This is a genomic window from Streptomyces viridochromogenes (assembly GCF_001270495.1).
Lineage (GTDB): Bacteria > Actinomycetota > Actinomycetes > Streptomycetales > Streptomycetaceae > Streptomyces > Streptomyces viridochromogenes_A.
Window position 1 is genome coordinate 26,216 of sequence record NZ_LGUR01000237.1, and the last position, 20,588, is coordinate 46,803.

A 20,588-nucleotide genomic window follows, 5' to 3' on the forward strand; every position below is an offset into this window, starting at 1 on the left:
CAGGCTCCTAGAGGCCGGACTCGGCCGTACGCACCAGGATCCGACGGCAGTTCTCGCACCGCACGACGGTGTCCGGCGCGGCCGAGCGGATCTCGTTGATGTCCGTGATCGACAGCTCCTGGCGGCAGCCCTGGCAGGTGCGCTGGTACAGCTTGGCCGCGCCGATGCCGCCCTGCTGCTCGCGCAGCTTGTCGTAGAGCTTGAGCAGGTCGGCCGGGATGGCGGCGGCGATGACCTCGCGCTCCTTGGTCACCGAGGCCACCTCGCCGTCGATCTGCTCGAACGCGGCGTCCCGGCGGGCGGTCGCGTCGTCGACCTTGCCCTGGACCGCGCCGACGCGCTCGGTCAGCTCGGCGACCCGCTCCTGCGCGGACTCACGGCGCTCCATGACCTCCAGGACGATGTCCTCCAGGTCACCCTGCCGCTTGGCGAGGGAGGCGATCTCGCGCTGGAGGTTCTCCAGGTCCTTCGGGGAGGTGACGGCACCGGAGTCCAGGCGCTGCTGGTCGCGGGCGGCGCGCTGGCGCACCTGGTCCACGTCCTGCTCGGCCTTGGTCTGCTCGCGGGCGCAGTCGCTCTCCTCGGTCTGCGCGGCCACGAGCAGGTCACGCAGCTGCGTGTGGTCCTTGGTCAGCGACTCGATCTCGGCGTGCTCGGGCAGCGACCTCCGCTTGTGCGCGAGCTGCTGCTGGCGGACGTCGAGGGCCTGGACGTCGAGGAGGCGGATCTGGTCGGCGGGCGCGGCGTTCAGTTGGGGGCTCCAGATGTGTCGGTGAGGGCGGATGCCGCGTGGGCGGTCCAGGGGTCGGTGACCGTCTTCGAGACGTGGACGCGCAGGTCCCATCCGTTGCGGTCGGAGATCTCGTCGAGCTGGGCGGCGGCCAGCTCGCACCAGGGCCACTCGGTGGCCCAGTGCGCCGCGTCGAGCAGCGCGAGAGGACTGTGGGCCACGGCCTCGGACGCCGGGTGGTGGCGCAGGTCCGCGGTGAGGAAGGCGTCGACGCCGGCGGCGCGTACGTCGTCGAAGAGGCTGTCGCCGGAGCCGCCGCTGACGGCGACCGTGCGGACCGTCGCCTCGGGGTCGCCGGCGACGCGGATGCCCTGCGCGGTGGCGGGCAGTCGCTCGGCGGCGCGGGCGGCGAGTTCGCGGAGGGTGAGCGGGTGGTCGAGTTCGCAGATCCGGCCCAGGCCCCTGCGGCCCTCCGGGTCCGTCGGGTCCGGCACCAGCGGTCGTACGACCCGCAGGTCCAGCGCGCCGGCCAGCGCGTCGCTGACGCCCGGGTCGGCCGTGTCCGCGTTGGTGTGTGCCACGTGCAGCGCGATGTCGTTCTTGATCAGCGTGTGGACGACCCGGCCCTTGAAGGTGGAGGCCGCGACCGTCGTCGTACCGCGCAGATAGAGCGGGTGGTGGGTGACCAGCAGGTCGGCGCCCAGCTTCACCGCCTCGTCCACGATCTCCTGGACCGGGTCGACGGCGAACAGGACCCGGGAGACCCCCTGGTCGGGGTCGCCCACGACGGTGCCGACCGCGTCCCAGGACTCGGCCCGCTCGGCGGGCCACAGGTTCTCCAGCGCGGCGATGACTTCAGACAGACGGGGCACGAGGGCAAGGCTACCTGGGCACCTCTGTGCACCTGAACCGGCGCCGCTCTCGCGGATGTGGCTGATCACCGTCGTGGTTCCGCAACCGATGGTTGCGGTGATCTTCGCAGGAGTGGCACAGGCGATCGGGGCGGCGTCGACCCGGCCCCGCCCAGCACAAGCACCCCCGTCACCTCAGGCGAATCGTTCCTCGGCCACCCCTTCGTGTGAAGCGGAACCTTGCCGATCCCACGCCTGTGCGTGCGAAAACTAGCTTCGTGACCGGAGGTGACCGGACCATGACGGCCTGTGCGATCGAGCCTGCGGCGGAGCACGAGGACGACGACGCGCCCCGGGCGGGATGCACCATCACGGCGGACGGTTCCTACGCCGCCCGTCTCGCGTCGGCCGGCGACTGCTGGTTCCCGGAGCGCTGGACCCTGGACGGCCCCGAGCCGTACGCCGTACCGCTGCCCGCCCACCAGCCGGAGGAACCCGGCACCGAGGTGCAGCCGATGGGCGACGGGCGGGTCCTGATCTGCCGCCCGACCGACGGACGGCACGTCTTCTCCCTGCTGTATCCGACCGGGCCCGGCACCGGTGAACTGCTGCTGGGCGCGGTCCAGTGCCCGGACGAGCGGACCCGGCTGCGGTTGCTGCCCCCGGCGCCGGGCGGCGACAAGGCGTACGCCCTCGCGGTGGGCCCGCGCTCCAGCGCGGTGTGGCTGGTGGCGGGCGGCGCCTTCGGGCCGGAGCAGCTCGCGGAGGTCCCCGGGCGCTGCTCCGGCGGGGTGTGGCTGGAGCGGGGCGGGCGGATGCTGGCCCTGGACCGGGAGTCCGGGGGCCGTACGAAGGCCGTAGTGGTCGACCTGGAGCGGGGCGGCGAGGTGTCGCCGCTGCTCCAGATCACGGACGACAGTGACGACCGGTTGCTGCTCGCCGACCCGGACAGCGGTCTGCTGCTGATCCGGTCGGACGCCCCCTCGCCGGGGCGGGAACGACTGGGCTGGGGCGTGCTGGGCAGCACGCTGCCGGTGCGTTTCCCGGAGTGCCTGCGGATGCCCGACTGCGCGGTGACGCCGTTCGCGATCCAGCCGGGTCAGGTGCTGACGCCGGAGGGCTGCGGGGTGGCGTTGCGCATCGACGGGCCCGTCGGCGGCCGGGTGGGGGTGTGGCGGCCCGCCGAACGACAGGTACGTCATCTTCCGGCGCCCGAGGGGTGGTTGACCGGGGCGGGGTGGTGGAGTCGGGAAGGGTTGCTTCAACTGCCGTATGCGACGGCCGAGGTGGGGTGCGGGGTGGCGCGCTGGGAAACTCCGGTCACGGAGGCGCCCCAAAGGGACGCGGGGCCGGATTCGAACTGCGGCTACCGCCGCGCGGGCGCGACGAGCCACGACGGCGCCGCACAAGACCACCGGCCCGACCCGGCACTCACGGAGGCACCCTCGGCCCCCGCGCGGACACGCCCCGTGCCCTTGCAGCAAGCGCCGTTGGGCGGTCTTGTAACGAACTAGTGGCGGTTGGCGTGGCCGCCTGGATTCGGCCCGTGGTCGTCTGGTTAAACTCGCCCGGCTGTAAGAAAGATCATGTTGACGGGGTGAGTTTTCCGATGAGCAACGCCAGCACGACCCAGCCGGGGCCGGCCGACGTTCACGACGTTCAGAAGGGCGCCGGTCACGGCAGGCACCGGGGTCCGGTGTCGGCCCAGGACAGCGAGACGGCTCCCCGCGGCCGTCACCGCAAGCCGATCGAGGAGAAGACCGAGACGGCGGCCTGAGGCCACACGCCGGCCATGGCACAACGGCCCTGTCCCTCGTGGGGGCAGGGCCGTTCCCGTGTTCACCCCCGCTTCAGCCCCAGCACCTCCGCCGCCCCGAACGTCTCTCCCGCCGGCCGCTCCGCGTAGTGCGGGGTGAGCAGCGCGTCGAGCTCGTCGTAGGTGAACGTCTCCTGCTTGCTGTCGAACTTCGCGTCGATCCGCGGCCGTTCGACGAGTGCCACCATGCCGCCGTGTACGACGATCAGCCGGCCGTTGATCCGGGCGGCGGCCGGTGAGGCCAAGTAGCCGACGAGCGGGGCGACATGCTCGGGGGCGAGCGGGTCCAGCCCGTCCTCCGGCTGGGCCAGGCCCGCGAAGACGTCCTCGGTCATGCGGGTGCGGGCGCGCGGGCAGATGGCGTTGGCGGTCACACCGTACTTGGCGAGCGCGAGGGCGGTGGAGGTGGTGAGCCCGACGATCGCGCCCTTCGCGGCCGCGTAGTTGGGCTGGCCGGCGGACCCGGCGAGGAACGCCTCCGACGAGGTGTTCACGATGCGCCCGTACACCGGCCCGCCCGCCGCCTTGGACCGCTCCCGCCAGTGCGCAGCGGCGAAACGGATGGTGTTGAAGTGGCCTTTGAGATGGACCCGGATCACCGAGTCCCACTCCTCCTCCGTCATGGAGAAGACCATGCGGTCGCGCAGGATGCCCGCGTTGTTGACCAGGATGTCCAGCTTGCCGAACTCGGCGACGGCCAACTCGACGAGTGCGCCCGCCTGTTGGAAGTCGCCGACGTCGCCGGTGTGGGCGAGTGCCGTGCCGCCCGTGGCGCGGATCTCGGCGGCGACCTCCTCGGCGGGCCCGGCGGACGCCTCCCCCGAGCCGTCCCGGCCGGGCTGTCCGTAGTCGTTGACGACGACGGCCGCGCCGAGCCGCGCGAGTTCCAGCGCCTCGGCCCGGCCGAGCCCGCGCCCGGCGCCGGTGACGATCGCGGCCAGGCCCTCAAGTGGCAGTGACATACGACCCCTTCGATGAATGCGGCCCCTTCGATGAACGCCGCCCCTCCGATGTCAGATCTCTATGCACGTACGCAGCGCCGTGCCCGTCCGCATCTGGTCCAGGGCCTCGTTGATGTCGGCCAGCGGCACCCGGTGGGTGATCAGGCCGGCGAGGTCGATGCGGCCGGCGCGCCAGAGGGCGATCGTGCGCTCGTAGGAGCGCAGGACGTCCCCGCCGCCGTACATGGACGGCAGGATCCGCTTCTCGTCGAAGAACAGCTCGAACATGTTGAGCTGGAGGAAGTCGTCCATGGCGCCCGCGCCGACGATGACCAGGGTGCCGCCGCGCCGGGTGTTCTCGTAGGCCGTGCGGGCGGTGGCGGACCTGCCGACGACCTCGAAGACGTAGTCGAAGCCCTCGCCCGCGGTGACCTGCTGTTTGGCGTCGGCCAGTTCGTCCGGTGAGACGGCCTTCGTGGCGCCGAACCTGAGCGCGGACGCGCGGCGCGAGGCGACCGGGTCGACGGCGACGATCTCGGCGGCGCCCTTGAGCCGGGCGCCCTGGATCGCGGAGATGCCGACGCCGCCGCAGCCGATGACGGCGACCGACGAACCGGCCTCCACATCGGCCGTGTTGAGGGCCGCCCCGAGTCCCGTGGTCACCCCGCAGCCGATGAGGGCGGCGATGTCGAAGGGGACGTCGTCGGGGATCGGCACCGCGCAGCCGGCGTCGACCACGACCTCCTCGGCGAAGGTGCCGGTGCCGGCGAAGCCGAAGACGTCCCCGGCGGGGCGCCTGAAGTTGGGGGTGCCGGCGTTCATGAACCCGGCCAGACACAGCTCGGTCTGGCCGCGCTTGCAGGCGGGACAGGCGCCGCAGGCGGGCAGCCAGCAGACGACGACGCGGTCGCCGGGCTTCAGGCCGGTGACCCCCTCCCCGACCTCGACGATCTCGCCCGCACCCTCGTGACCGGGTACGAACGGCCCCGGCTGCGGAAGCACCCCCGACATCGCGGACAGGTCCGAGTGGCACAGCCCGGTGGCCCGCACCCGCACCCTCACCCTGCCGGGCCCGAAGCCCACCGCCTCGACGTCGTCGAGGACCTCCAGCTTGTCCTGGCCGATCTCGTGCAGTACGGCTGCGCGCATGGTGCGGCTCCCCTCGTACGGCGTTCTGGACTCAGGTGTGTTCGACGATGGTGTCGGCGAGGACGGGCGCGTCGTCCCGCTCGACCGCGCTGACGGCGACCCGTACGGCGCCCTCCTGCCGCCACATACGGATGCGCAGGGTCTCCCCCGGGTACACGACCCCGGCGAACCGGGTGGCGTACGAGCGCACCCGGGTCACGTCGCCGCCGAGCAGCGTGTCGACGACCGTCTTGAGCGTGATGCCGTAGGTGCACAGGCCGTGCAGGATGGGCCGTTCGAATCCGGCGACCTTGGCGAACTCGGGGTCGGCGTGCAAGGGGTTCCAGTCGCCGGAGAGGCGGTAGAGCAGGGCCTGGTCCTCGCGGATCGCCCGCTCGACGGTCCGGTCGGGCTCACCGGCGGGGGGTTCGAGGCGGGTGGACGGGCCCCGGTCGCCTCCCCACCCGCCTTCTCCGCGTACGAAGATCTGGGCGTCGTTGGTCCACAACGGGCCGTCGGCGTCGGCGACTTCGGTGCGCATGACCAGGACGGCCGCCTTGCCCTTGTCGTAGACGGCGGCGATCCGGTTGGTCGCGGTGGCCGTGCCGGCCGGCGGGAGGGGCCGGTGGATCACCAGGCTCTGGCCGCCGTGCAGGACGCGGGCGAGGTCGACGTCGATGCCCGGCATGGACAGTCCGCTGATCACGCCCGGCGAGCCCGAGCCGGCGACGGTGGCGAAGCTGGGCAGGACGTGCAGCCGGGACTCCAGGGTGTAGCGCAGTTCGTCGGGGTCGGTGGCCGGCACGCCCGCCCCGATGCCGAGGTGGTAGAGCTGGACGTCCTTGGAGTTCCAGGAGATCTCGCCGGTCCGGGGTCCGGCGGCGAGGGCCTTGGCTGCGTCGATGGGCATACGGCTCCTGACAGTGGCGGAGTCAAGACCCCGGTACGGCCGTCCGCACCGTCGGCCGCACCGAGGTCGTCGCGGGCCGATCTAGAACGCGTTCCAGTCCGGCGCCCTCTGTATAGCCGAGCCCACCGCACTTGTGAAGGCTCCTGACGGTGCGTCAGGCGACGCCTGCTCGGTTCTTCTGGTCCAGCACCCGTGACATTTGTCCTGCCGGAGCGCGGACAAGCGGCCCTGCCGGACGCGGGCCTCGATCCCTAGCGTCCGAGGCATGACACTGAGGACGGAACCGAAGGCCGAACCGAAGACCGAGCCGAAGGCCGAACCGGTGAACGGGGGACGGGGCATGTCCTGGATGCGCAAGGTGTCGTGCACGCCGACCCCGCTGCGGGCCGGACGGCTCCCGGACACCCCTGGCCCGCATCCCTCCAGCTTCGCCCTGCTGCCGTGGCTGCTGCTGGGGATGGGCTCCTTCTCCAACCTCTTCCAGGGCCAGACGCCCAACCCATGGATCGGCGGCCTGGGACTCCTCACCTTCAACTCGCTCTACATCTACGTGGCCACCCGCGCGTTCGTGAAGGAGAAGCGGGAGGCCCGCTCCACACAGCTGGCGCTGTTCCTGCTGGCCGCGGTGACCTGCGGACTCGGCATGGGCTACGGCGGCTCCTGGCTGCTGTTCTTCCCGCTGCTCGGGCTGGCGACGGGGGCGGCGGTACGGATGCCGCGGCTGCGTCTGACGGGAGCCGCGGTGACCGTGCTCGCCGGTGCGACGGCGTTCGTACGGGACGGCTGGGGCGGCCTGGACATCGCGTACGCCACGTGGATCTCGACGATCGTGACGGCGGCGATCCTGTCCCTGTCGGAGGCGGTACGGGAACTGCGGGCGGCCCGCGAGGAGCTGGCGCGGCGCGCGGTCGAGGAGGAACGTCTGCGCTTCTCCCGCGATCTGCACGACCTGCTCGGTCACACCCTGTCGGTGATCGTGGTGAAGTCGGAGGCGGCCAGGCGGCTGGCGGCCCGCGATGTGGACGCCGCGTTGGCCCAGGTCGGCGACATCGAGTCGGTCGGCAGGCAGGCGCTCACGGAGATCCGGGAGGCGGTGACGGGGTATCGCGATGCCACCCTCGCCACGGAACTCGACCGCGCGGGCTCGGCCCTGTCGGCAGCCGGCGTCACTCCACGGATCCACCGCTCCGGCCCTCCGCTCGCCCCGCGGACCGAGGCCCTGCTGGGCTGGGTGGTACGGGAGGCGGTCACCAATGTCGTACGGCACAGCGACGCGGCCCACTGCGAGATCGCCCTCTCCGGCACCCCGGAACACGTCCGCCTGACCGTCACCGACGACGGCACCGGCACGCCCGTCACGACACCCCGCGAGGGCATCGGCGGCACGGGCTTGAGGGGCCTGACGGAACGCCTCGCCGCGGCCGGCGGCACGCTGACGGCTGGACCGGTGCCACGCGGCGGGTTCGTGGTGACCGCGGAACTGCCGCTGGAGTCATGGGAGTTGACGGACCTGCGCGACCCGGCGGGCCTCAGCCCGTCTGGGGGTACCCCCTCCGGGGGAGTTTGGTAGGGGCGGCGGAGGCGAGCGATCGGTCCGGCGCCGGTTCAGGCACTTTCAGCCCGTCCGGCGTTTGAGGACGAGGCCCTTTCGGGGCCGAAGCGGGGTCTGGGGCGGCAGCCCCAGCGGGGTCGAAAGGGCGCAGCCCCTTCAAGGGATGGGACGGGTAGGGGCGGCGGGGGCGAGCACCGGACGGGCCGGCTTACGCCGCACGGCACGGGCCGTGGAGCGCCGCGGGACCTACTCTTGCACCGTGAACGAGATGCCCCGGGACCACCGGCCCGCCAAGTCCGTCCGGGTGCTGCTCGCCGAGGACCAGGGCATGATGCGCGGGGCTCTCGCCTTACTGCTCGGGATGGAACCGGACATCGAGGTCGTGGCGCAGGTGTCGGCCGGCGACGCGATCGTGGACGCCGCCCTCGTCCACCGCCCGGACGTCGCCCTGCTCGACATCGAACTCCCGGGCCGCAGCGGACTGGACGCCGCGGCCGAGCTGCGCGACCAGGTCCCCGACTGCCGGGTGCTGATCCTGACGACCTTCGGCCGCCCCGGCTACCTGCGCCGGGCCATGGAGGCGGGCGCCGCCGGTTTCCTGGTGAAGGACGGCCCCGTGGAGGACCTGGCGGTCGCGATCCGCCGCGTACTGACCGGCGAGACGGTGATCGACCCGGCCCTCGCCGCGGCCGCCCTGAGCGCCGGCCCCAACCCGCTCACCGCCCGCGAGTGCGACGTCCTCAACGCCTCGACGGACGGCGCGACCGTCGCCGACATCGCGACCAAGCTGCATCTGTCCGAGTCCACGGTCCGCAACTACCTCTCCTCCGCCATCGGCAAGACGGGCACCCGCAACCGGATGGAGGCACTGCGGGAGGCACGGCAGCAGGGGTGGCTGTAGGGGAGGGCTCAGTGACCGGCAGGGCAGCTCGGTTGTCGGCAAGGCTCAGTGAGCGGCCGGCCGCCGCGGCAGCCACACCAGCATCAGCACCACTCCCCCGGCCAGCACCCACGCCCCCGTCCGGAACGCCAGCGCGTACCCCTCCGTCAGCGCCTGAGGCGTCGCGCTGCCGCCCGAGCGGGCCGCCGCCAGGGTGGAGAGGATCGCGAGGCCCAGCGAACCGCCCATCGTGCGTGAGGTGTTGACCAGCCCCGACACCAGGCCGGCCTCCCCCGGCTCCGCCCCGGACGTGGCCAGCGCCGCGAGCGGGGTCGCCGCCAGGCCCGCGCCCAGCATCATCAGGATGCCCGGCACCATGATCGACGTGACGTACGCGCCCTCCGCGCTCAGCGTGGACTGCCAGGCGAAACCGGCGACCGCCACGAGCGTGCCGGCGGCCGCCACGTTGCGCGTGCCGAGCCACGGCATGAGGCGCGGCGCGAGCTTGGAGCCGAGGAGCACGGCCAGCGAGCTCGGCACCAGTGCGAGGCCGGCTTCCAGCGGGGTGTAGCCGAGCACGTTCTGCGCGTACAGCGTCATGAAGAACCACATGCAGAACATCGCCGACCCACACAGGAACATCGCCCCGTTCGCCGACGACACCGCCCGTACCCGGAACAGCCCGAGCGGCATCAGCGGAGCCGCCGTACGCGACTCCACGAGGACGAAGACGCCGATCAGGGCGAGACCTGCGAGCAGGGGCACGACCGTGGCCGTCGCCGTCCAGCCCGAGGCCTCCGTCTGCGAGATGCCGTACGCCAAGGTCGCGAGCCCCGCCGTCACCAGCACCGCCCCCGGCAGATCCAGCCGCCGCCCCGCCCCGGTCCGGCTCTCCACGAGCCAGAGCACCGAGCCGGCCAGCACGACCGCGCCCACCGGCACGTTGATCAGCAGGACCCAGCGCCACGACAGCACATCCACCAGCACCCCGCCGACGAGCCCGCCCGCCGCGCCGCCTCCAGCGCCGACGGCCGTCCAGGTGCCTATGGCCCGCGCCCGCGCCGCCCCTTCCGGCACGGCCGCCGTCAGGATCGTCAGCGTCGAGGGCGCCAGCACCGCCGCGCCCAGCCCCTGCACGGCCCGCGCGACCAGCAGCTGCCCCTCCTGCTGGGCCAGCCCGCCGGCCAGCGAGGCCAGGGTGAACACGGCGAGCCCGACGAGGAACATCCGCTTACGGCCGTACAGGTCACCGGCCCGCCCGCCCAGCAGCATGAACCCCGCGAAGGCGATCGCGTACGCGTTCACGACCCATTGCAGACCCTGCGCGCTCATCGCCAGGTCGGCCCGCATCGACGGCAGGGCCACGTTCACGACGGACACGTCGAGCACGACCAGGAACTGCCCGGCGCAGGCGAGCGCCACCACCAGCCAGGTGGGGGGCGCGCCACGGCGGGACGTACGGGTGGTGGCGTCAGCGGCTCGGAGCATGAGTGTCATGCTCTCAACGACCGACGCTCCTGGCATCAGGAAATGGACCTAGGTCCCCTCCTCCCAAGGACCCAGGCAGGACCCAGGCCCAGGCCCGTTCCCCAAGAGAAGGTCAAGAAATCGTTAGCTGGCCAAAGCATCGGAATAGTTGCCCAGGCACACCGGGTTGATCCCCCACATGACACAAACGACGAACGACCAGCCCACCGGCAGAGCGACCGGCCCCCTCGTCCCGGTCCTCGCCTTCGCGGGCATCGTTGTCGCGGTGATGCAGACCCTGCTCGTCCCGGTCATCAAGGACCTGCCGCAGCTGCTGAGCACCGCGCCCAGCAACGCCACCTGGGTCCTGACCTCCACGCTGCTCTCGGGCGCCGTCGCGACCCCGATCATGGGCCGCCTCGGCGACCTCTACGGCAAGCGGCGCCTGCTGATAGCCAGCCTGTCCGTGATGGTGGTCGGCGCCCTGGTCAGCGCGTTCACCAGCACCCTGCTCCCCATGATCGTCGGCCGTACCCTCCAGGGCTTCGCCATGGGCGCGATCCCGCTCGGCATCGGCCTGATGCGCGACATGCTGCCCCGCGAGAAGCTCGGCTCGGCGATGGCCCTGATGAGCTCCTCGATCGGCGTCGGCGGCGGACTCGCCCTGCCCGCCGCGGCCCTGGTCGCCCAGCACTCCGACTGGCACGCCCTCTTCTACGGCGCCGCCGGCGTCGGCGTCCTCGCCATCGCCCTGACCCTCCTCGTCGTACCGGAGTCCAAGGTCCGCGCGGAAGGCTCCTTCGACGTCCTCGGCGCCCTCGGCCTCTCCGCCGGCCTCGTCCTCTTCCTCCTGCCGATCACCAAGGGCAGCGACTGGGGCTGGGCTTCCGGCACCACGCTCGGCCTGTTCGGCGCGTCGGCCGTCGTCCTCCTCCTCTGGGGCGTCTACGAGCTGCGCACGAAGGCACCCCTCGTCGACCTGCGCACCACGGCCCGCCCGGCCGTCCTCTTCACCAACCTCGCCTCGATCATGGTCGGGGTCTCGTTCTACGTCGTCTCGCTCGTCCTCCCCCAGCTGCTCCAGCTGCCGAAGGAGACCGGCTACGGCCTCGGCCAGTCGATGGTCGTCGCGGGCCTGCTGGTCGCCCCGCTCGGCCTGACGATGATGTTCACCGCCCCCGTCTACGCCCGTCTCTCGGCGAAGTACGGCCCCAAGACCACCCTGATCCTCGGCATGCTCATCATCGCCATCGGCTACGGCGCCGGCCTCGGCCTGATGAGCGCCCCCTGGCAGAGCCTCGTCATCTCCGTGGTCCTCGGCGTGGGCATCGGCCTGGCCTACTCCTCCCTCCCCGCCCTGATCGTCGGCGCGGTCCCCGCCTCGGAGACGGGCGCGGCGAACGGCCTCAACACCCTGATGCGCTCCATCGGTACGTCGGTCTCCAGCGCCGTCATCGGCATGGTGCTGGCCAACACCGCGAACAACGTCGGCGGCGTGGAGATCCCGACCATGCACGGCTTCCGCGTCTCCTTCCTGATCGCGACCGCCGCGGTCGCGGTCGGCCTGCTCCTGGCCCTCTTCCTCCCGAAGCAGCGCCCGGCCTCCGCCCACCCGCAGCTGCGCGCCAGCAGCGAGGAGGACGCCAACCTGGAGCGCGCCGAAGAGGCACTGCGCGGCTTCCGCGGCCGGGTCCTGGACGCCACGGGCACGCCGGTGGCCCGCGCCAAGGTGACCCTGATCGACCGCCGGGGCCGCCAGGCCGGCGCCACCCTCTCCTCGGAGGACGGCACCTACACGCTCACCGTCCCCACCCAGGGCGCCTACGTCCTGGCCGCGCGGGCCGACGGCCACGGGCCGCTCGCCTCTTCGGCGACGCACGCGGGCGACGACAGGACGGTGGACGTGGATCTGGCGTTGCCCGGTGCGACTGTGACCGCGTAGCGCGGGGCGGGGTGCCGCGACGCGCCGTCCGGCGGCTGCGGGTGCGTCGTTGCTTGTCGCGCAGTTCCCCGCGCCCCTTCGGGGCACGCTGCCGCACCCCCGTCAGAGAGCTGACGGGGGGCGTGGTGCACCATGGGCGCCCATACACCCGTACGACCGAGAGGGACCCCATGACCCCGGCCCCCAAGCCCGAGATCCTGGCCGCGTTCGAGGCGGCGAAGGGCTTCATGCCCACGGGTGAGGGGCTCGCGCTCTACGCGGCGGCCGTCGAGGCGGGCCGCCTCGGCCTCCCCCTCCTGGAGGTCGGCACATACTGCGGCCGCTCCACGATCCTGCTCGCCGACGCCGCCCGCCAGGCCGGGGTGACGGCCCTCACGGTCGACCACCACCGCGGCAGCGAGGAGCAGCAGCCGGGCTGGGAGTACCACGACCCGGAGACGGTCGACCCCGAGATCGGCCTGATGGACACGCTGCCGGCGTTCCGCCGCACGCTGCACAAGGCGGGCCTGGAGGAGCACGTGATCGCCCTGGTCGGCCGCTCCCCGCAGGTGGCGAAGGTCTGGGGCACCCCCCTCGGCCTGGTCTTCATCGACGGCGGCCACACCGACGAACACGCCACCGCCGACTACGAGGGCTGGGCCCCCCACGTCGCCCAAGGCGGCCTGCTGCTCATCCACGACGTGTTCCCGGACCCGGCGGACGAGTTCACGGGGCAGGCCCCCTACCGCGTGTACCTGCGGGCGCTGGAGTCCGGGGCCTTCACGGAGGTGTCGGCGACGGAATCGCTGCGGGTGCTGAAGCGGACGGGGACGGGCGTCTGAACTCCCGCCCCGCTCGACCGTGCCTTCCCCGCGCAGGCCGCGGTCGGCCCGTAAGGTGGCAGGCGTGTCGTACGTAGGCCCGGACTTCGATCCTCCCCAGCCCCGCCGCAGCCGCCGCCGAACCCTGACCGTCGCGATCGCCGCGCTCGTGCCGGGGGCCCTGCTCGGTTGGGTGATGTACCAGGCCGTGGGCGGCCCCGGCAACAAAGGCGGCTCCGGCAACGCGGCCGTACGGCCCTCGTCCGCGACGCCGTCGGACACGGCGCCGACGATCTCCGCGACGAACGACGACAAGCCCCCGGGCCCCACCCCCACCGCGGAGTCCACCACCGCCTCCGGCCCGCTCAAGGGCAAGGTCGTCGTCATCGACCCGGGCCACAACCCGAACAACTTCCAGCACACGGCCGAAATCAACCGCAAGGTGAACATCGGCACGAACTGGAAGGAGTGCGACACGACGGGGACTTCGACGAACGACGGCTACAGCGAGGCCGAGTTCACGCTGGACGTGGCCCACCGCATGCGCACCCTGCTGGAGAAGCAGGGCGCCACGGTCGAGTTCACACAGGACGGCGACCGCCCGTGGGGCCCGTGCGTGGACGAACGCGCCCGGATCGGCAACAAGGCGGGCGCTGACGCCGTCGTCTCCATCCACGCGGACGGCGCGGGCACCGGCCAACGGGGCTTCCACGTCATCCTCCCCGGCAAGGTGAACGAGGGCGCCGCCGACACCGGCCCCATCGTCACCCCCTCCCGCGACCTCGGCGAGCGCATCGCGGGTTCCTTCGTCCGCGTCACGGGCAGCGCACCCTCCAACTACGTCGGCTCCGGCACCGGTCTCGTCACGCGTGAGGACCTGGGCGGTCTCAATCTGTCAACGGTTCCCAAGGTGTTCATCGAGTGCGGCAACATGCGCGATAGCAAGGACGCGGCGTTGCTCACCAGTGGCGCGTGGCGGCAGAAGGCGGCGCAAGGGATCTCTGAGGGAATCGTGAGTTTCCTGCGCGGGTAATGGTCCACGGGCCGATCCCGGCGGACACCCTCGTCGGTCGGACGATAAGGTCGTCCTTACGATGAGGGGCCACCCCCGCGCTTCACACAAGGGCCTCACGGCGACATGGTGACAGCGACGCCTCCAGCGATGCCGATGTTGAGACGACTGACGAAGGACCTGAAGTGAATATCCGCTCCCTCACTCGAGGCGACGGCGTGGTGATCGGAGCAGCGGTATTGCTGTTCATCGCGTCGTTCCTCGACATCTACTCCGACGACGGTGCCGAGGGCATCGAGATGCCGAATGCCTGGGGCAGCGGACCGCTCCTGCTCGGCGTCGTGCTGGCTGGTCTCATCGGCGCCGCGCTCATCGTCGTCGCCCGGGGGCTGCCGCAGGCGCCCAAGGTCGCCGGTCTGGACCTCGGCCAGTTCGGTGTCGCCTTCACCGTCTTCGCCGCTTGGAGCGCGCTCGGCAACATCTTCGACCCGGCGGGCGGCGCAAACAACTTCGGCGGAAGTTCCTCCTCCGGCCCCGACGCGGGCACCGGGCTGATCCTCGCGCTGATCGCCACCCTGGCCATGGCCGGCGCCGCCATCGCCACCCCCCTGGTCCCCGCCCTCCAGGCCGCGCTGATCCCCGCTCCCAAGCCCGCCGCCCCCCAGCCCTACGGCGCCCAGCCGCCCGGTGGTTACGGCTACCCGGGTGCCCAGCAGCCGGGCGCCCAGCAGCCGTACGGCGGTCAGCCGCAGCCGGGGCAGCCCTTCGGTGGGCAGGCCCCGCAGCAGCCGCAGCAGGCGCAGGCGCCCGCCGCGGACTTCTCCCCGTTCTGGTTCGCCGTGCCCGTGGCGCGCCCCCTGTTCGCGGAGGACGGCTCGCCCACGCCGATCGCCGAACTGGCGCCGGGCACCTGGTACCTGGCCGTCGAGCAGCGTGGCCCGGCCCTGGTGGCGCAGACGCAGGACGGTCGCCGTGGTGTTCTCCAGGACACGTCGGGGATCCAGCGCGGCTGAGCCGCGGGAACCGTAAGACAAGCCGTACGACGACGGCCCCTCACCCTTCCCGGTGAGGGGCCGTCGTCGTACAGTCGCAAGCCCAATGCATAACTGACGGAGCGTCAGGAGGCGGACATGCGGCTCGGGCTCGCACTCGGTTACTGGGGCCGCGGCCCCTCCGCGGACCATGTGCCCCTCGCTCAGGAGGCCGAGCGGCTGGGCTACGACTCCGTGTGGACGGCCGAGTCCTGGGGCTCGGACGCGTTCACGCCGCTCACCTGGATCGCCGCGCAGACGTCAAGGATCAAGCTCGGTACGGCGGTTGCGCAGATGGCCGCCCGCTCCCCGACCACGACCGCCATGCACGCTCTGACCCTCGACCACCTCTCCGGTGGGCGCATGATGCTCGGGCTCGGGCTGTCGGGGCCGCAGGTGGTGGAGGGGTGGTACGGGCGGCCGTTCCCCCGCTCGCCGCTGACCGCCACGCGCGAGTACGTCGATGTCGTACGGCAAGTGCTGCGGCGCGAGGCGCCCGTCGAGCTCGACGGGCGTTTTCACGCCCACCCGTACCGCGGTCCGGACGCCACCGGCATCGGGAAGGCGCTGAAGCCGATCACCCATCCCCTGCGCGCCGACCTCCCCGTGCTGCTCGGTGCCGAGGGCCCGAAGAACGTCGCGCAGACCGTCCGGATCGCCGACGGCTGGCTGCCGTTGTACTGGTCGCCGAGCAGGCCCGAGGTCTACGGGGACGCGGTGCGCGACCTCCCGCAGGGCTTCCTCGTCGCGCCCATGGCCCGGGTCCAGGTATGTGACGACGTCTCCGAGGGGCTCCTCCCGGTCAAGGTCATGCTCGGTTTCTACATCGGCGGCATGGGCCACGCGGCCCGCAACTTCCACGCCGACCTCATGGCGCGCATGGGGTACAAGGAGGAAGCCCGGCGGATTCAGCGGCTGTTCCGGGACGGCCGGCGGGAGGAGGCCGTGCTCGCCGTCCCGGACGCCTTCGCCGACGAGATCTCCCTTGTCGGGCCGCGTGAACGCATCGCCGAGCGGCTGGAGTCGTGGCGGAAGGGGCCGGTGACGGATCTGCTGGCGCTGGCGCCGGACCGGGAGTCGTTGCGGGTGCTGGCGGAGCTCAACACATAGGTACGGGGCGGGTGTTCACCACTGGAAGATGGCGACCGGGTCCAGGGTGAGTTCGGCCGTCCTGTCGTTCCATGAGCGCACCAGGCCCAGGCAGGTGGCGGGGAACTTCTCGTCCTCCGAGTAGTTGTCGACGGGGAACCTCCTGCGGACCAGGGCTGTTCGCAGGTGATCTTCACGCACGGGGCCGTCTCGTCGTTGCCGTAGCGGGCGCGCAGTACGAAGTGCAGGAGCCCACGGTGTTGATGATCTTCTCCAGGACGTCCAGGTCGGGTTCGTACACCTTGGTCTCGTCGCGGTTCGGGGTCGGCACCTGGATGCCGCGCTCGACCAGGTAGTCGTTGAGCTGGTCGCTGGTGCCGTCCTCGCCGGAGAAGCGGACGCGGAAGCCCAGCTCGATGGCGCGCTGGCGCAGTTCGGGGTCCTCCTGGATGACGCGGACGAGCCGGTCACCGTTGTCGCTGAGGGAGATGAGCTGCGGCTCGGTGAGCGCGTAGGGGGTGGGGTAGAGCCACCGGCTCTCCTGCCCTCTCCGGGAGGAGGATCGTGGTGACCGCCTTTACCGTCGAACGACCTTACGGGGAACGCCAGTTGAACGTAATGTCCCGTTCGGGCTGCGGTGACGGGGTTTCGGTCGCGCCCCCGAGGTTACCCGGGGGGCATGTCCCCTCGATATCGCAACGGTGCGAATCAGGCCGGCACGGTCATAGCGATCGTCGCCGACGTCATGGCCCTCGTCCTGGGCCTGTGGATCCTGATGTACCTGCTGGACGCCAATCGTGCCAACGACTTCGTCCAGTTCATCCACGACGCGGCCCGCTGGCTGGCGGGTTGGTCCCACGACCTGTTCACGTTCGACGAGGAGTGGGCGAGGGTCGTGGCGGGGTACGGCCTGGCAGCGGTCGTGTACCTGTTCGTGGGTCATGCCATCGCGAACCGGGTCCACCGCCACTGACACCCCGAGCGCTCAGGCGCAGCAGTCCGGGTCCAGCCCCAGCGGCAACAGCTCGCCTCCGAACACCGCGCACGTAGCCTCGTGCCCGCCCAGCGCCGCGACCGCCAGCAGCAGCGACCCGGCCGTCCAAGTGGTCAGCTCCCGCGGCCAGATCGCGTCGTCCTCGAAGACGTACCCTGTCCAGTAGAGCCCGCTCTCCACATCCCGCAGATGCTGGATCGACTGCAGGATCTCCAGCGCCCGGTCGGACTCGCCCATCGCCCAGAGCGCCAGGGCGAGTTCGGCCGACTCACCGCCCGTGACCCAGGGATTCGGCACGACACACCGCACCCCGAGCCCGGGAACGACGAAACGCTCCCAGCTCTCCTCCACCCGGGCCTTGGCCTCGGCACCGGTCAGCGCCCCGCCCAGCACCGGGTAGTACCAGTCCATGGAGTAACGGTCCTTGTCCAGGAACCGCTCCGGATGCCGGCGGATCGCGTGCCGAAGCGCCCCCACCGCCAACTCCCAGTCCGGCTGCGCCTCTTCCCGCTGCTCGGCGATGGCCAGCGCGCACCGCAGGGCGTGGTGGATGGAGGACGAGCCGGTCAGCAGCGCGTCGGCCGTCGCCGTACCGTCCTCGTCGCGCCGCCACCCGATCTGCCCGCCCGGCTGCTGGAGCTGGAGGACGAACTCGATCGCCGCGTAGACGGACGGCCACATCCGGTCCAGGAACATGTCGTCGCCGGTGGAGAGGTAGTGGTGCCAGACGCCTACGGCTATGTAGGCGACGAAGTTGGTCTCTCGGCCGGTGTCGGTGACGTCGTCGTGGGCGCCGTCCGCGTAGGCGGCGTACCAGGAGCCGTCCTTGTTCTGGTGGGTCGCCAGCCAGGTGTACGCCCGCTCGGCGGCCTCGTGCTCACCGGCCGTGTCCAGGGCCATCGCCGCCTCGACGTGGTCCCACGGGTCGAGGTGGTGCCCGCGGAACCACGGGATCGCCCCGTCCTCCCGCTGGACCGCGAGAATGCCGGCCACGGTCGCGGCGGCCTGCTCGGCGGTGAGGACCCCGGGCAGGACGAGGTGTTCTGTCCGGGGGGTGGTCACTTGGCGGCCGCCTCGTTCTCGGAGTCCTCGGAAAGACGCGGCAGATGGGGCTTGGTCGCGTACGCCACGAAGCTCTTGCCGATGAGCGGGTTCAGCGCCCGTTCGGCGACCCGGGTGGCCAGCGGCTTCTTCATGATGTCCCAGACCAGCAGCTTGTGGTACGCCCGCACCGGCAGCGCCTTGTCGTTGTCGACGCCGAACGCGCACTTCAGCCACCAGTACGGGGAGTGCAGGGCGTGGGCGTGGTGGGTGCCGTACGGCTTGAGCCCGGCTTCCCTGATCCTCGCGAGCAGTTCGTCCGCCTTGTAGATGCGGATGTGGCCGCCCTCGACCTCGTGATAGGCGTCGGACAGCGTCCAGCAGACCTTCTCGGGGCCGTAGCGGGGGACGGTGATAGCGATCCGGCCGCCGGGCTTCAGTACGCGGACCATCTCCGCGAGGACGCCCTTGTCGTCCGGGATGTGCTCCATGACCTCGGAGATGATCACGACGTCGAAGGACTCGTCCGGGAAGGGGAGCGCGAGGGCGTCGCCCTCCATGGCCGTGGCGGTCGCGCCCTCGGGGGCCTCGCCCGCCTCCTTCATCGCCGCGAACCACTTCGCGACCTCGCGGATCTCCTCACCGTTCTGGTCCAGCGCCACGACCTGGGCGCCGCGCCGGTAACACTCGAACGCGTGCCGGCCGGCACCGCAGCCGAGGTCCAGAACGCGGTCGCCCGGGGCGAGCGGGAACCGGGAGAAGTCGACGGTCAGCACGTGGCCCTGCTTTCGGAGTTGACGCCTTCAACAGCTGTGGGGGTCGCGGACGCGACGAGGTCGGTGCCTGTCGCCGCCGGGCGGCCGGTGCTCGGGGTGGCGGCACCGGCGGGGCTCGGCGCGGCGAGGCGGCCGGTGGCGCGGCCGGCGTCGTGGCCCGCGGAGCGGGCTATGGCCTCGCGGTAGCGCGCCACCGTGCCCTCGGCGGCCTTCGCCCAGGTGAAGTTCCGCAGGACGCGGTCACGTCCGGCCGCTCCCAGGCGGTCCCGGAGCCCGGCGTCGCCCAGCAGTCGGCTCAGACCGGCGGCCAGGGCCCCGGGGTCCCCCGGCGGCACCGCCAGGCACGTCTCGCCGTCCCGCCCGGCGACCTCGGGGATCGCCCCGCCGGTGGTGGCGACGAGCGGCGTCCCGGTGGCCATGGCCTCGGCGGCCGGCAGGGAGAAGCCCTCGTAGAGCGACGGCACGCAGGCCACCTGCGCCGAGCGGACCAGGTCGACGAGCTCCGCGTCGGTGATGCCCTTGACGAACTCGACGGCGCCTTCGAGGCCGTACCGTTCCATCGCCTGCGCGACCGGGCCCTCCTCGGGCCGCTTGCCGACGACGACGAGGTGGGCGTCGGGGTGCTCGGCGCGGACCTTGGCGAGCGCCTCGACGAGGAAGACCAGGCCCTTCAACGGCACGTCCGCGCTGGAGGTCGTGACGATCCGGCCGGGGATCTGCCGCACGGAGGGGTCCGGCGAGAACAGGGCGGTGTCCGCGCCGATGTGCACGACGTGGATACGGTCCTGCCGTACGCCGAGATGGTCGACGATCTCCGCGCGGGAGGTTCCCGACACGGTGAGCACCGAGGGCAGGCGGCGGGCCACCCGCTTCTGCATGCGGGTGAAGGCGTACCACCGGCGCACCGACATCCGCCGGCGCCGGCCCTCCGCCGCGTCCAGCTCCAGCTGCCGGTCGACGGTGATGGGGTGGTGGATGGTGGTGACGAGGGGGGCGCCGACGTCCCCCAACAGCCCATAACCCAGCGTCTGGTTGTCGTGCACGACGTCGAACTCGCCGCGCCGGGCGCGCAGATGGCGGCGGGCGCGGAGCGAGAAGGTCAGCGGCTCGGGGAAGCCGCCGGTCCACATGGTCGCCACTTCCAGCGCGTCGACCCAGTCGCGGTACTCGTCGCGCCCCGGGGTGCGGAAGGGGTCGGGCTGGCGGTAGAGGTCGAGGCTGGGGAGTTCGGTGAGGCTCAGGCGGCCGGCGTACTCCGCGCCCTCGTCGAGGACGGGGTAGGGCTGGGAGCCTATGACCTCGACGCGGTGACCGAGGCGGGCCAGTTCGCGGGAGAGGTGCCGTACGTAGACGCCCTGGCCGCCGCAGAACGGGTTCCCTTTATAGGTGAGAAGCGCGATGTCGAGCGGTCGCCCGCCGTCGGCGGCAGGGTCCTCCGAGGGCCCGGCCTCCCTGGCCTCAGCGGTCACTCCGGACCCCCTTCTCCCTGCGTTCTCCCTGCGATGTCCCGCGACATTACGCGGGACGTTAATCTAGAACAAGTTTCAGACTTGATCGTTCAAGAGGCTCTGAATCTACCGGCAGGTAGCGCCGCTGTGAGCGATGGATCGGGTGATTCACGCCACGGC

At 71.8% G+C, this 20,588-nt stretch carries 21 protein-coding genes; 10 read left to right on the forward strand and 11 right to left on the reverse strand.

What is annotated here, in order from left to right:
• Positions 1-7: 7 nt before the first annotated feature.
• Both ADK36_RS36540 and ADK36_RS47170 read right to left on the reverse strand, forming a co-directional pair.
• Positions 8-751, reverse strand: coding sequence for a zinc ribbon domain-containing protein (locus ADK36_RS36540; protein ID WP_199830329.1), 744 nt, complete (start codon positions 749-751; stop codon positions 8-10).
• On the reverse strand, positions 748-1,602 hold the full coding sequence (locus ADK36_RS47170; protein WP_048586004.1) for a Nif3-like dinuclear metal center hexameric protein: 855 nt from the start codon (positions 1,600-1,602) through the stop codon (positions 748-750). The genes ADK36_RS36540 and ADK36_RS47170 overlap by 4 nt, the downstream gene beginning before the upstream one ends.
• 278 nt (positions 1,603-1,880) lie before the next feature.
• On the opposite strand from ADK36_RS47170, the gene ADK36_RS36550 reads away from it, so the two are divergent.
• Positions 1,881-3,095 (forward strand): hypothetical protein, encoded by a 1,215-nt coding sequence (locus ADK36_RS36550; RefSeq protein ID WP_053200657.1) that lies wholly within the window; start codon positions 1,881-1,883, stop codon positions 3,093-3,095.
• A 95-nt stretch (positions 3,096-3,190) separates the two neighbouring features.
• Entirely contained in the window at positions 3,191-3,358 is a 168-nt protein-coding gene (locus ADK36_RS49730) for a hypothetical protein (RefSeq protein WP_199830328.1), read from the forward strand.
• 62 nt (positions 3,359-3,420) lie between these two features.
• Here the strand turns inward: ADK36_RS49730 and ADK36_RS36555 are convergent, their stop codons facing one another.
• The 3 genes from ADK36_RS36555 to ADK36_RS36565 are packed head-to-tail and all read right to left on the reverse strand — an operon-like array spanning position 3,421 to position 6,376.
• On the reverse strand, positions 3,421-4,359 hold the full coding sequence (locus tag ADK36_RS36555; RefSeq protein ID WP_048586006.1) for a 3-oxoacyl-ACP reductase: 939 nt from the start codon (positions 4,357-4,359) through the stop codon (positions 3,421-3,423).
• A 51-nt stretch (positions 4,360-4,410) separates the two neighbouring features.
• A complete protein-coding gene (locus ADK36_RS36560) occupies positions 4,411-5,487 on the reverse strand; it encodes a Zn-dependent alcohol dehydrogenase (protein WP_048586007.1) in 1,077 nt (358 codons plus the stop codon).
• Between the two features lie 31 nt (positions 5,488-5,518).
• On the reverse strand, positions 5,519-6,376 hold the full coding sequence (locus ADK36_RS36565; protein ID WP_048586008.1) for a MaoC/PaaZ C-terminal domain-containing protein: 858 nt from the start codon (positions 6,374-6,376) through the stop codon (positions 5,519-5,521).
• A 340-nt stretch (positions 6,377-6,716) separates the two neighbouring features.
• On the opposite strand from ADK36_RS36565, the gene ADK36_RS36570 reads away from it, so the two are divergent.
• Positions 6,717-7,946, forward strand: a complete 1,230-nt coding sequence (locus ADK36_RS36570; RefSeq protein WP_107086945.1) for a sensor histidine kinase — start codon at positions 6,717-6,719, stop codon at positions 7,944-7,946.
• Positions 7,947-8,196: 250 nt separating this feature from the next.
• A complete protein-coding gene (locus ADK36_RS36575; RefSeq protein ID WP_048586029.1) occupies positions 8,197-8,829 on the forward strand; it encodes a response regulator transcription factor in 633 nt (210 codons plus the stop codon).
• A gap of 45 nt (positions 8,830-8,874) precedes the next feature.
• Here the strand turns inward: ADK36_RS36575 and ADK36_RS36580 are convergent, their stop codons facing one another.
• Positions 8,875-10,296 (reverse strand): MFS transporter, encoded by a 1,422-nt coding sequence (locus ADK36_RS36580; protein ID WP_048586030.1) that lies wholly within the window; start codon positions 10,294-10,296, stop codon positions 8,875-8,877.
• 178 nt (positions 10,297-10,474) lie between these two features.
• On the opposite strand from ADK36_RS36580, the gene ADK36_RS36585 reads away from it, so the two are divergent.
• The 5 genes from ADK36_RS36585 (at position 10,475) to ADK36_RS36605 (ending at position 16,170) form a co-directional block, all read left to right on the forward strand.
• Positions 10,475-12,217: an MFS transporter gene (locus tag ADK36_RS36585; protein WP_048586009.1), complete on the forward strand. Its 1,743-nt coding sequence runs from the start codon at positions 10,475-10,477 to the stop codon at positions 12,215-12,217.
• A gap of 170 nt (positions 12,218-12,387) precedes the next feature.
• Complete coding sequence (locus ADK36_RS36590; protein WP_053200658.1) at positions 12,388-13,038, forward strand: class I SAM-dependent methyltransferase; 651 nt, start codon at positions 12,388-12,390, stop codon at positions 13,036-13,038.
• A 64-nt stretch (positions 13,039-13,102) separates the two neighbouring features.
• Positions 13,103-14,050 carry an N-acetylmuramoyl-L-alanine amidase gene (locus ADK36_RS36595; RefSeq protein ID WP_048586011.1) on the forward strand — a complete coding sequence of 316 codons (948 nt, stop codon included), beginning with the start codon at positions 13,103-13,105 and terminating at the stop codon, positions 14,048-14,050.
• Positions 14,051-14,214: 164 nt separating this feature from the next.
• Complete coding sequence (locus ADK36_RS36600) at positions 14,215-15,042, forward strand: DUF5336 domain-containing protein (RefSeq protein WP_048586012.1); 828 nt, start codon at positions 14,215-14,217, stop codon at positions 15,040-15,042.
• 117 nt (positions 15,043-15,159) lie between these two features.
• Complete coding sequence (locus tag ADK36_RS36605) at positions 15,160-16,170, forward strand: LLM class F420-dependent oxidoreductase (protein ID WP_053200660.1); 1,011 nt, start codon at positions 15,160-15,162, stop codon at positions 16,168-16,170.
• 15 nt (positions 16,171-16,185) lie between these two features.
• Here ADK36_RS36605 and ADK36_RS49225 read toward each other — a convergent pair whose 3' ends face one another.
• Together ADK36_RS49225 and ADK36_RS49230 are read right to left on the reverse strand one after the other, a co-directional pair.
• Positions 16,186-16,350, reverse strand: a complete 165-nt coding sequence (locus ADK36_RS49225) for a hypothetical protein (RefSeq protein ID WP_159391245.1) — start codon at positions 16,348-16,350, stop codon at positions 16,186-16,188.
• Positions 16,343-16,480, reverse strand: a complete 138-nt coding sequence (locus ADK36_RS49230) for a hypothetical protein (protein ID WP_159029306.1) — start codon at positions 16,478-16,480, stop codon at positions 16,343-16,345. The genes ADK36_RS49225 and ADK36_RS49230 overlap by 8 nt, the downstream gene beginning before the upstream one ends.
• Before the next feature lie 348 nt (positions 16,481-16,828).
• Between ADK36_RS49230 and ADK36_RS36610 the strand changes: the two genes are divergently transcribed.
• Positions 16,829-17,122 carry a hypothetical protein gene (locus ADK36_RS36610; RefSeq protein WP_048586014.1) on the forward strand — a complete coding sequence of 98 codons (294 nt, stop codon included), beginning with the start codon at positions 16,829-16,831 and terminating at the stop codon, positions 17,120-17,122.
• 12 nt (positions 17,123-17,134) lie between these two features.
• Here ADK36_RS36610 and ADK36_RS36615 read toward each other — a convergent pair whose 3' ends face one another.
• From ADK36_RS36615 to ADK36_RS36625, 3 genes are read right to left on the reverse strand one after another with little or no spacing between them, the layout of a single operon-like run.
• The gene (locus tag ADK36_RS36615) at positions 17,135-18,205 is read right to left on the reverse strand and encodes a prenyltransferase/squalene oxidase repeat-containing protein (RefSeq protein ID WP_048586015.1); all 1,071 of its coding nucleotides are present in this window, start codon (positions 18,203-18,205) and stop codon (positions 17,135-17,137) included.
• Positions 18,202-18,960, reverse strand: a complete 759-nt coding sequence (locus tag ADK36_RS36620) for a class I SAM-dependent methyltransferase (protein WP_048586016.1) — start codon at positions 18,958-18,960, stop codon at positions 18,202-18,204. Before ADK36_RS36620 ends, ADK36_RS36615 begins: the two co-directional genes overlap by 4 nt.
• Positions 18,954-20,429: a glycosyltransferase family 4 protein gene (locus ADK36_RS36625; RefSeq protein WP_053200662.1), complete on the reverse strand. Its 1,476-nt coding sequence runs from the start codon at positions 20,427-20,429 to the stop codon at positions 18,954-18,956. The genes ADK36_RS36620 and ADK36_RS36625 overlap by 7 nt, the downstream gene beginning before the upstream one ends.
• Positions 20,430-20,588 lie beyond the last annotated feature (159 nt).

What these genes read in the sequence shown, in the direction of transcription:
- ADK36_RS36550 (WP_053200657.1), top strand. Translation starts at nt 1,881, where the DNA reads ATGACGGCCTGTGCGATCGAGCCTGCGGCGGAGCACGAGGACGACGAC.
- ADK36_RS49730 (WP_199830328.1), top strand. Translation starts at nt 3,191, where the DNA reads ATGAGCAACGCCAGCACGACCCAGCCGGGGCCGGCCGACGTTCACGAC.
- ADK36_RS36555 (WP_048586006.1), bottom strand. Translation starts at nt 4,359, where the DNA reads ATGTCACTGCCACTTGAGGGCCTGGCCGCGATCGTCACCGGCGCCGGG.
- ADK36_RS36560 (WP_048586007.1), bottom strand. Translation starts at nt 5,487, where the DNA reads ATGCGCGCAGCCGTACTGCACGAGATCGGCCAGGACAAGCTGGAGGTC.
- ADK36_RS36565 (WP_048586008.1), bottom strand. Translation starts at nt 6,376, where the DNA reads ATGCCCATCGACGCAGCCAAGGCCCTCGCCGCCGGACCCCGGACCGGC.
- ADK36_RS36570 (WP_107086945.1), top strand. Translation starts at nt 6,717, where the DNA reads ATGTCCTGGATGCGCAAGGTGTCGTGCACGCCGACCCCGCTGCGGGCC.
- ADK36_RS36575 (WP_048586029.1), top strand. Translation starts at nt 8,197, where the DNA reads ATGCCCCGGGACCACCGGCCCGCCAAGTCCGTCCGGGTGCTGCTCGCC.
- ADK36_RS36580 (WP_048586030.1), bottom strand. Translation starts at nt 10,296, where the DNA reads ATGCTCCGAGCCGCTGACGCCACCACCCGTACGTCCCGCCGTGGCGCG.
- ADK36_RS36585 (WP_048586009.1), top strand. Translation starts at nt 10,475, where the DNA reads ATGACACAAACGACGAACGACCAGCCCACCGGCAGAGCGACCGGCCCC.
- ADK36_RS36590 (WP_053200658.1), top strand. Translation starts at nt 12,388, where the DNA reads ATGACCCCGGCCCCCAAGCCCGAGATCCTGGCCGCGTTCGAGGCGGCG.
- ADK36_RS36605 (WP_053200660.1), top strand. Translation starts at nt 15,160, where the DNA reads ATGCGGCTCGGGCTCGCACTCGGTTACTGGGGCCGCGGCCCCTCCGCG.
- ADK36_RS36610 (WP_048586014.1), top strand. Translation starts at nt 16,829, where the DNA reads ATGTCCCCTCGATATCGCAACGGTGCGAATCAGGCCGGCACGGTCATA.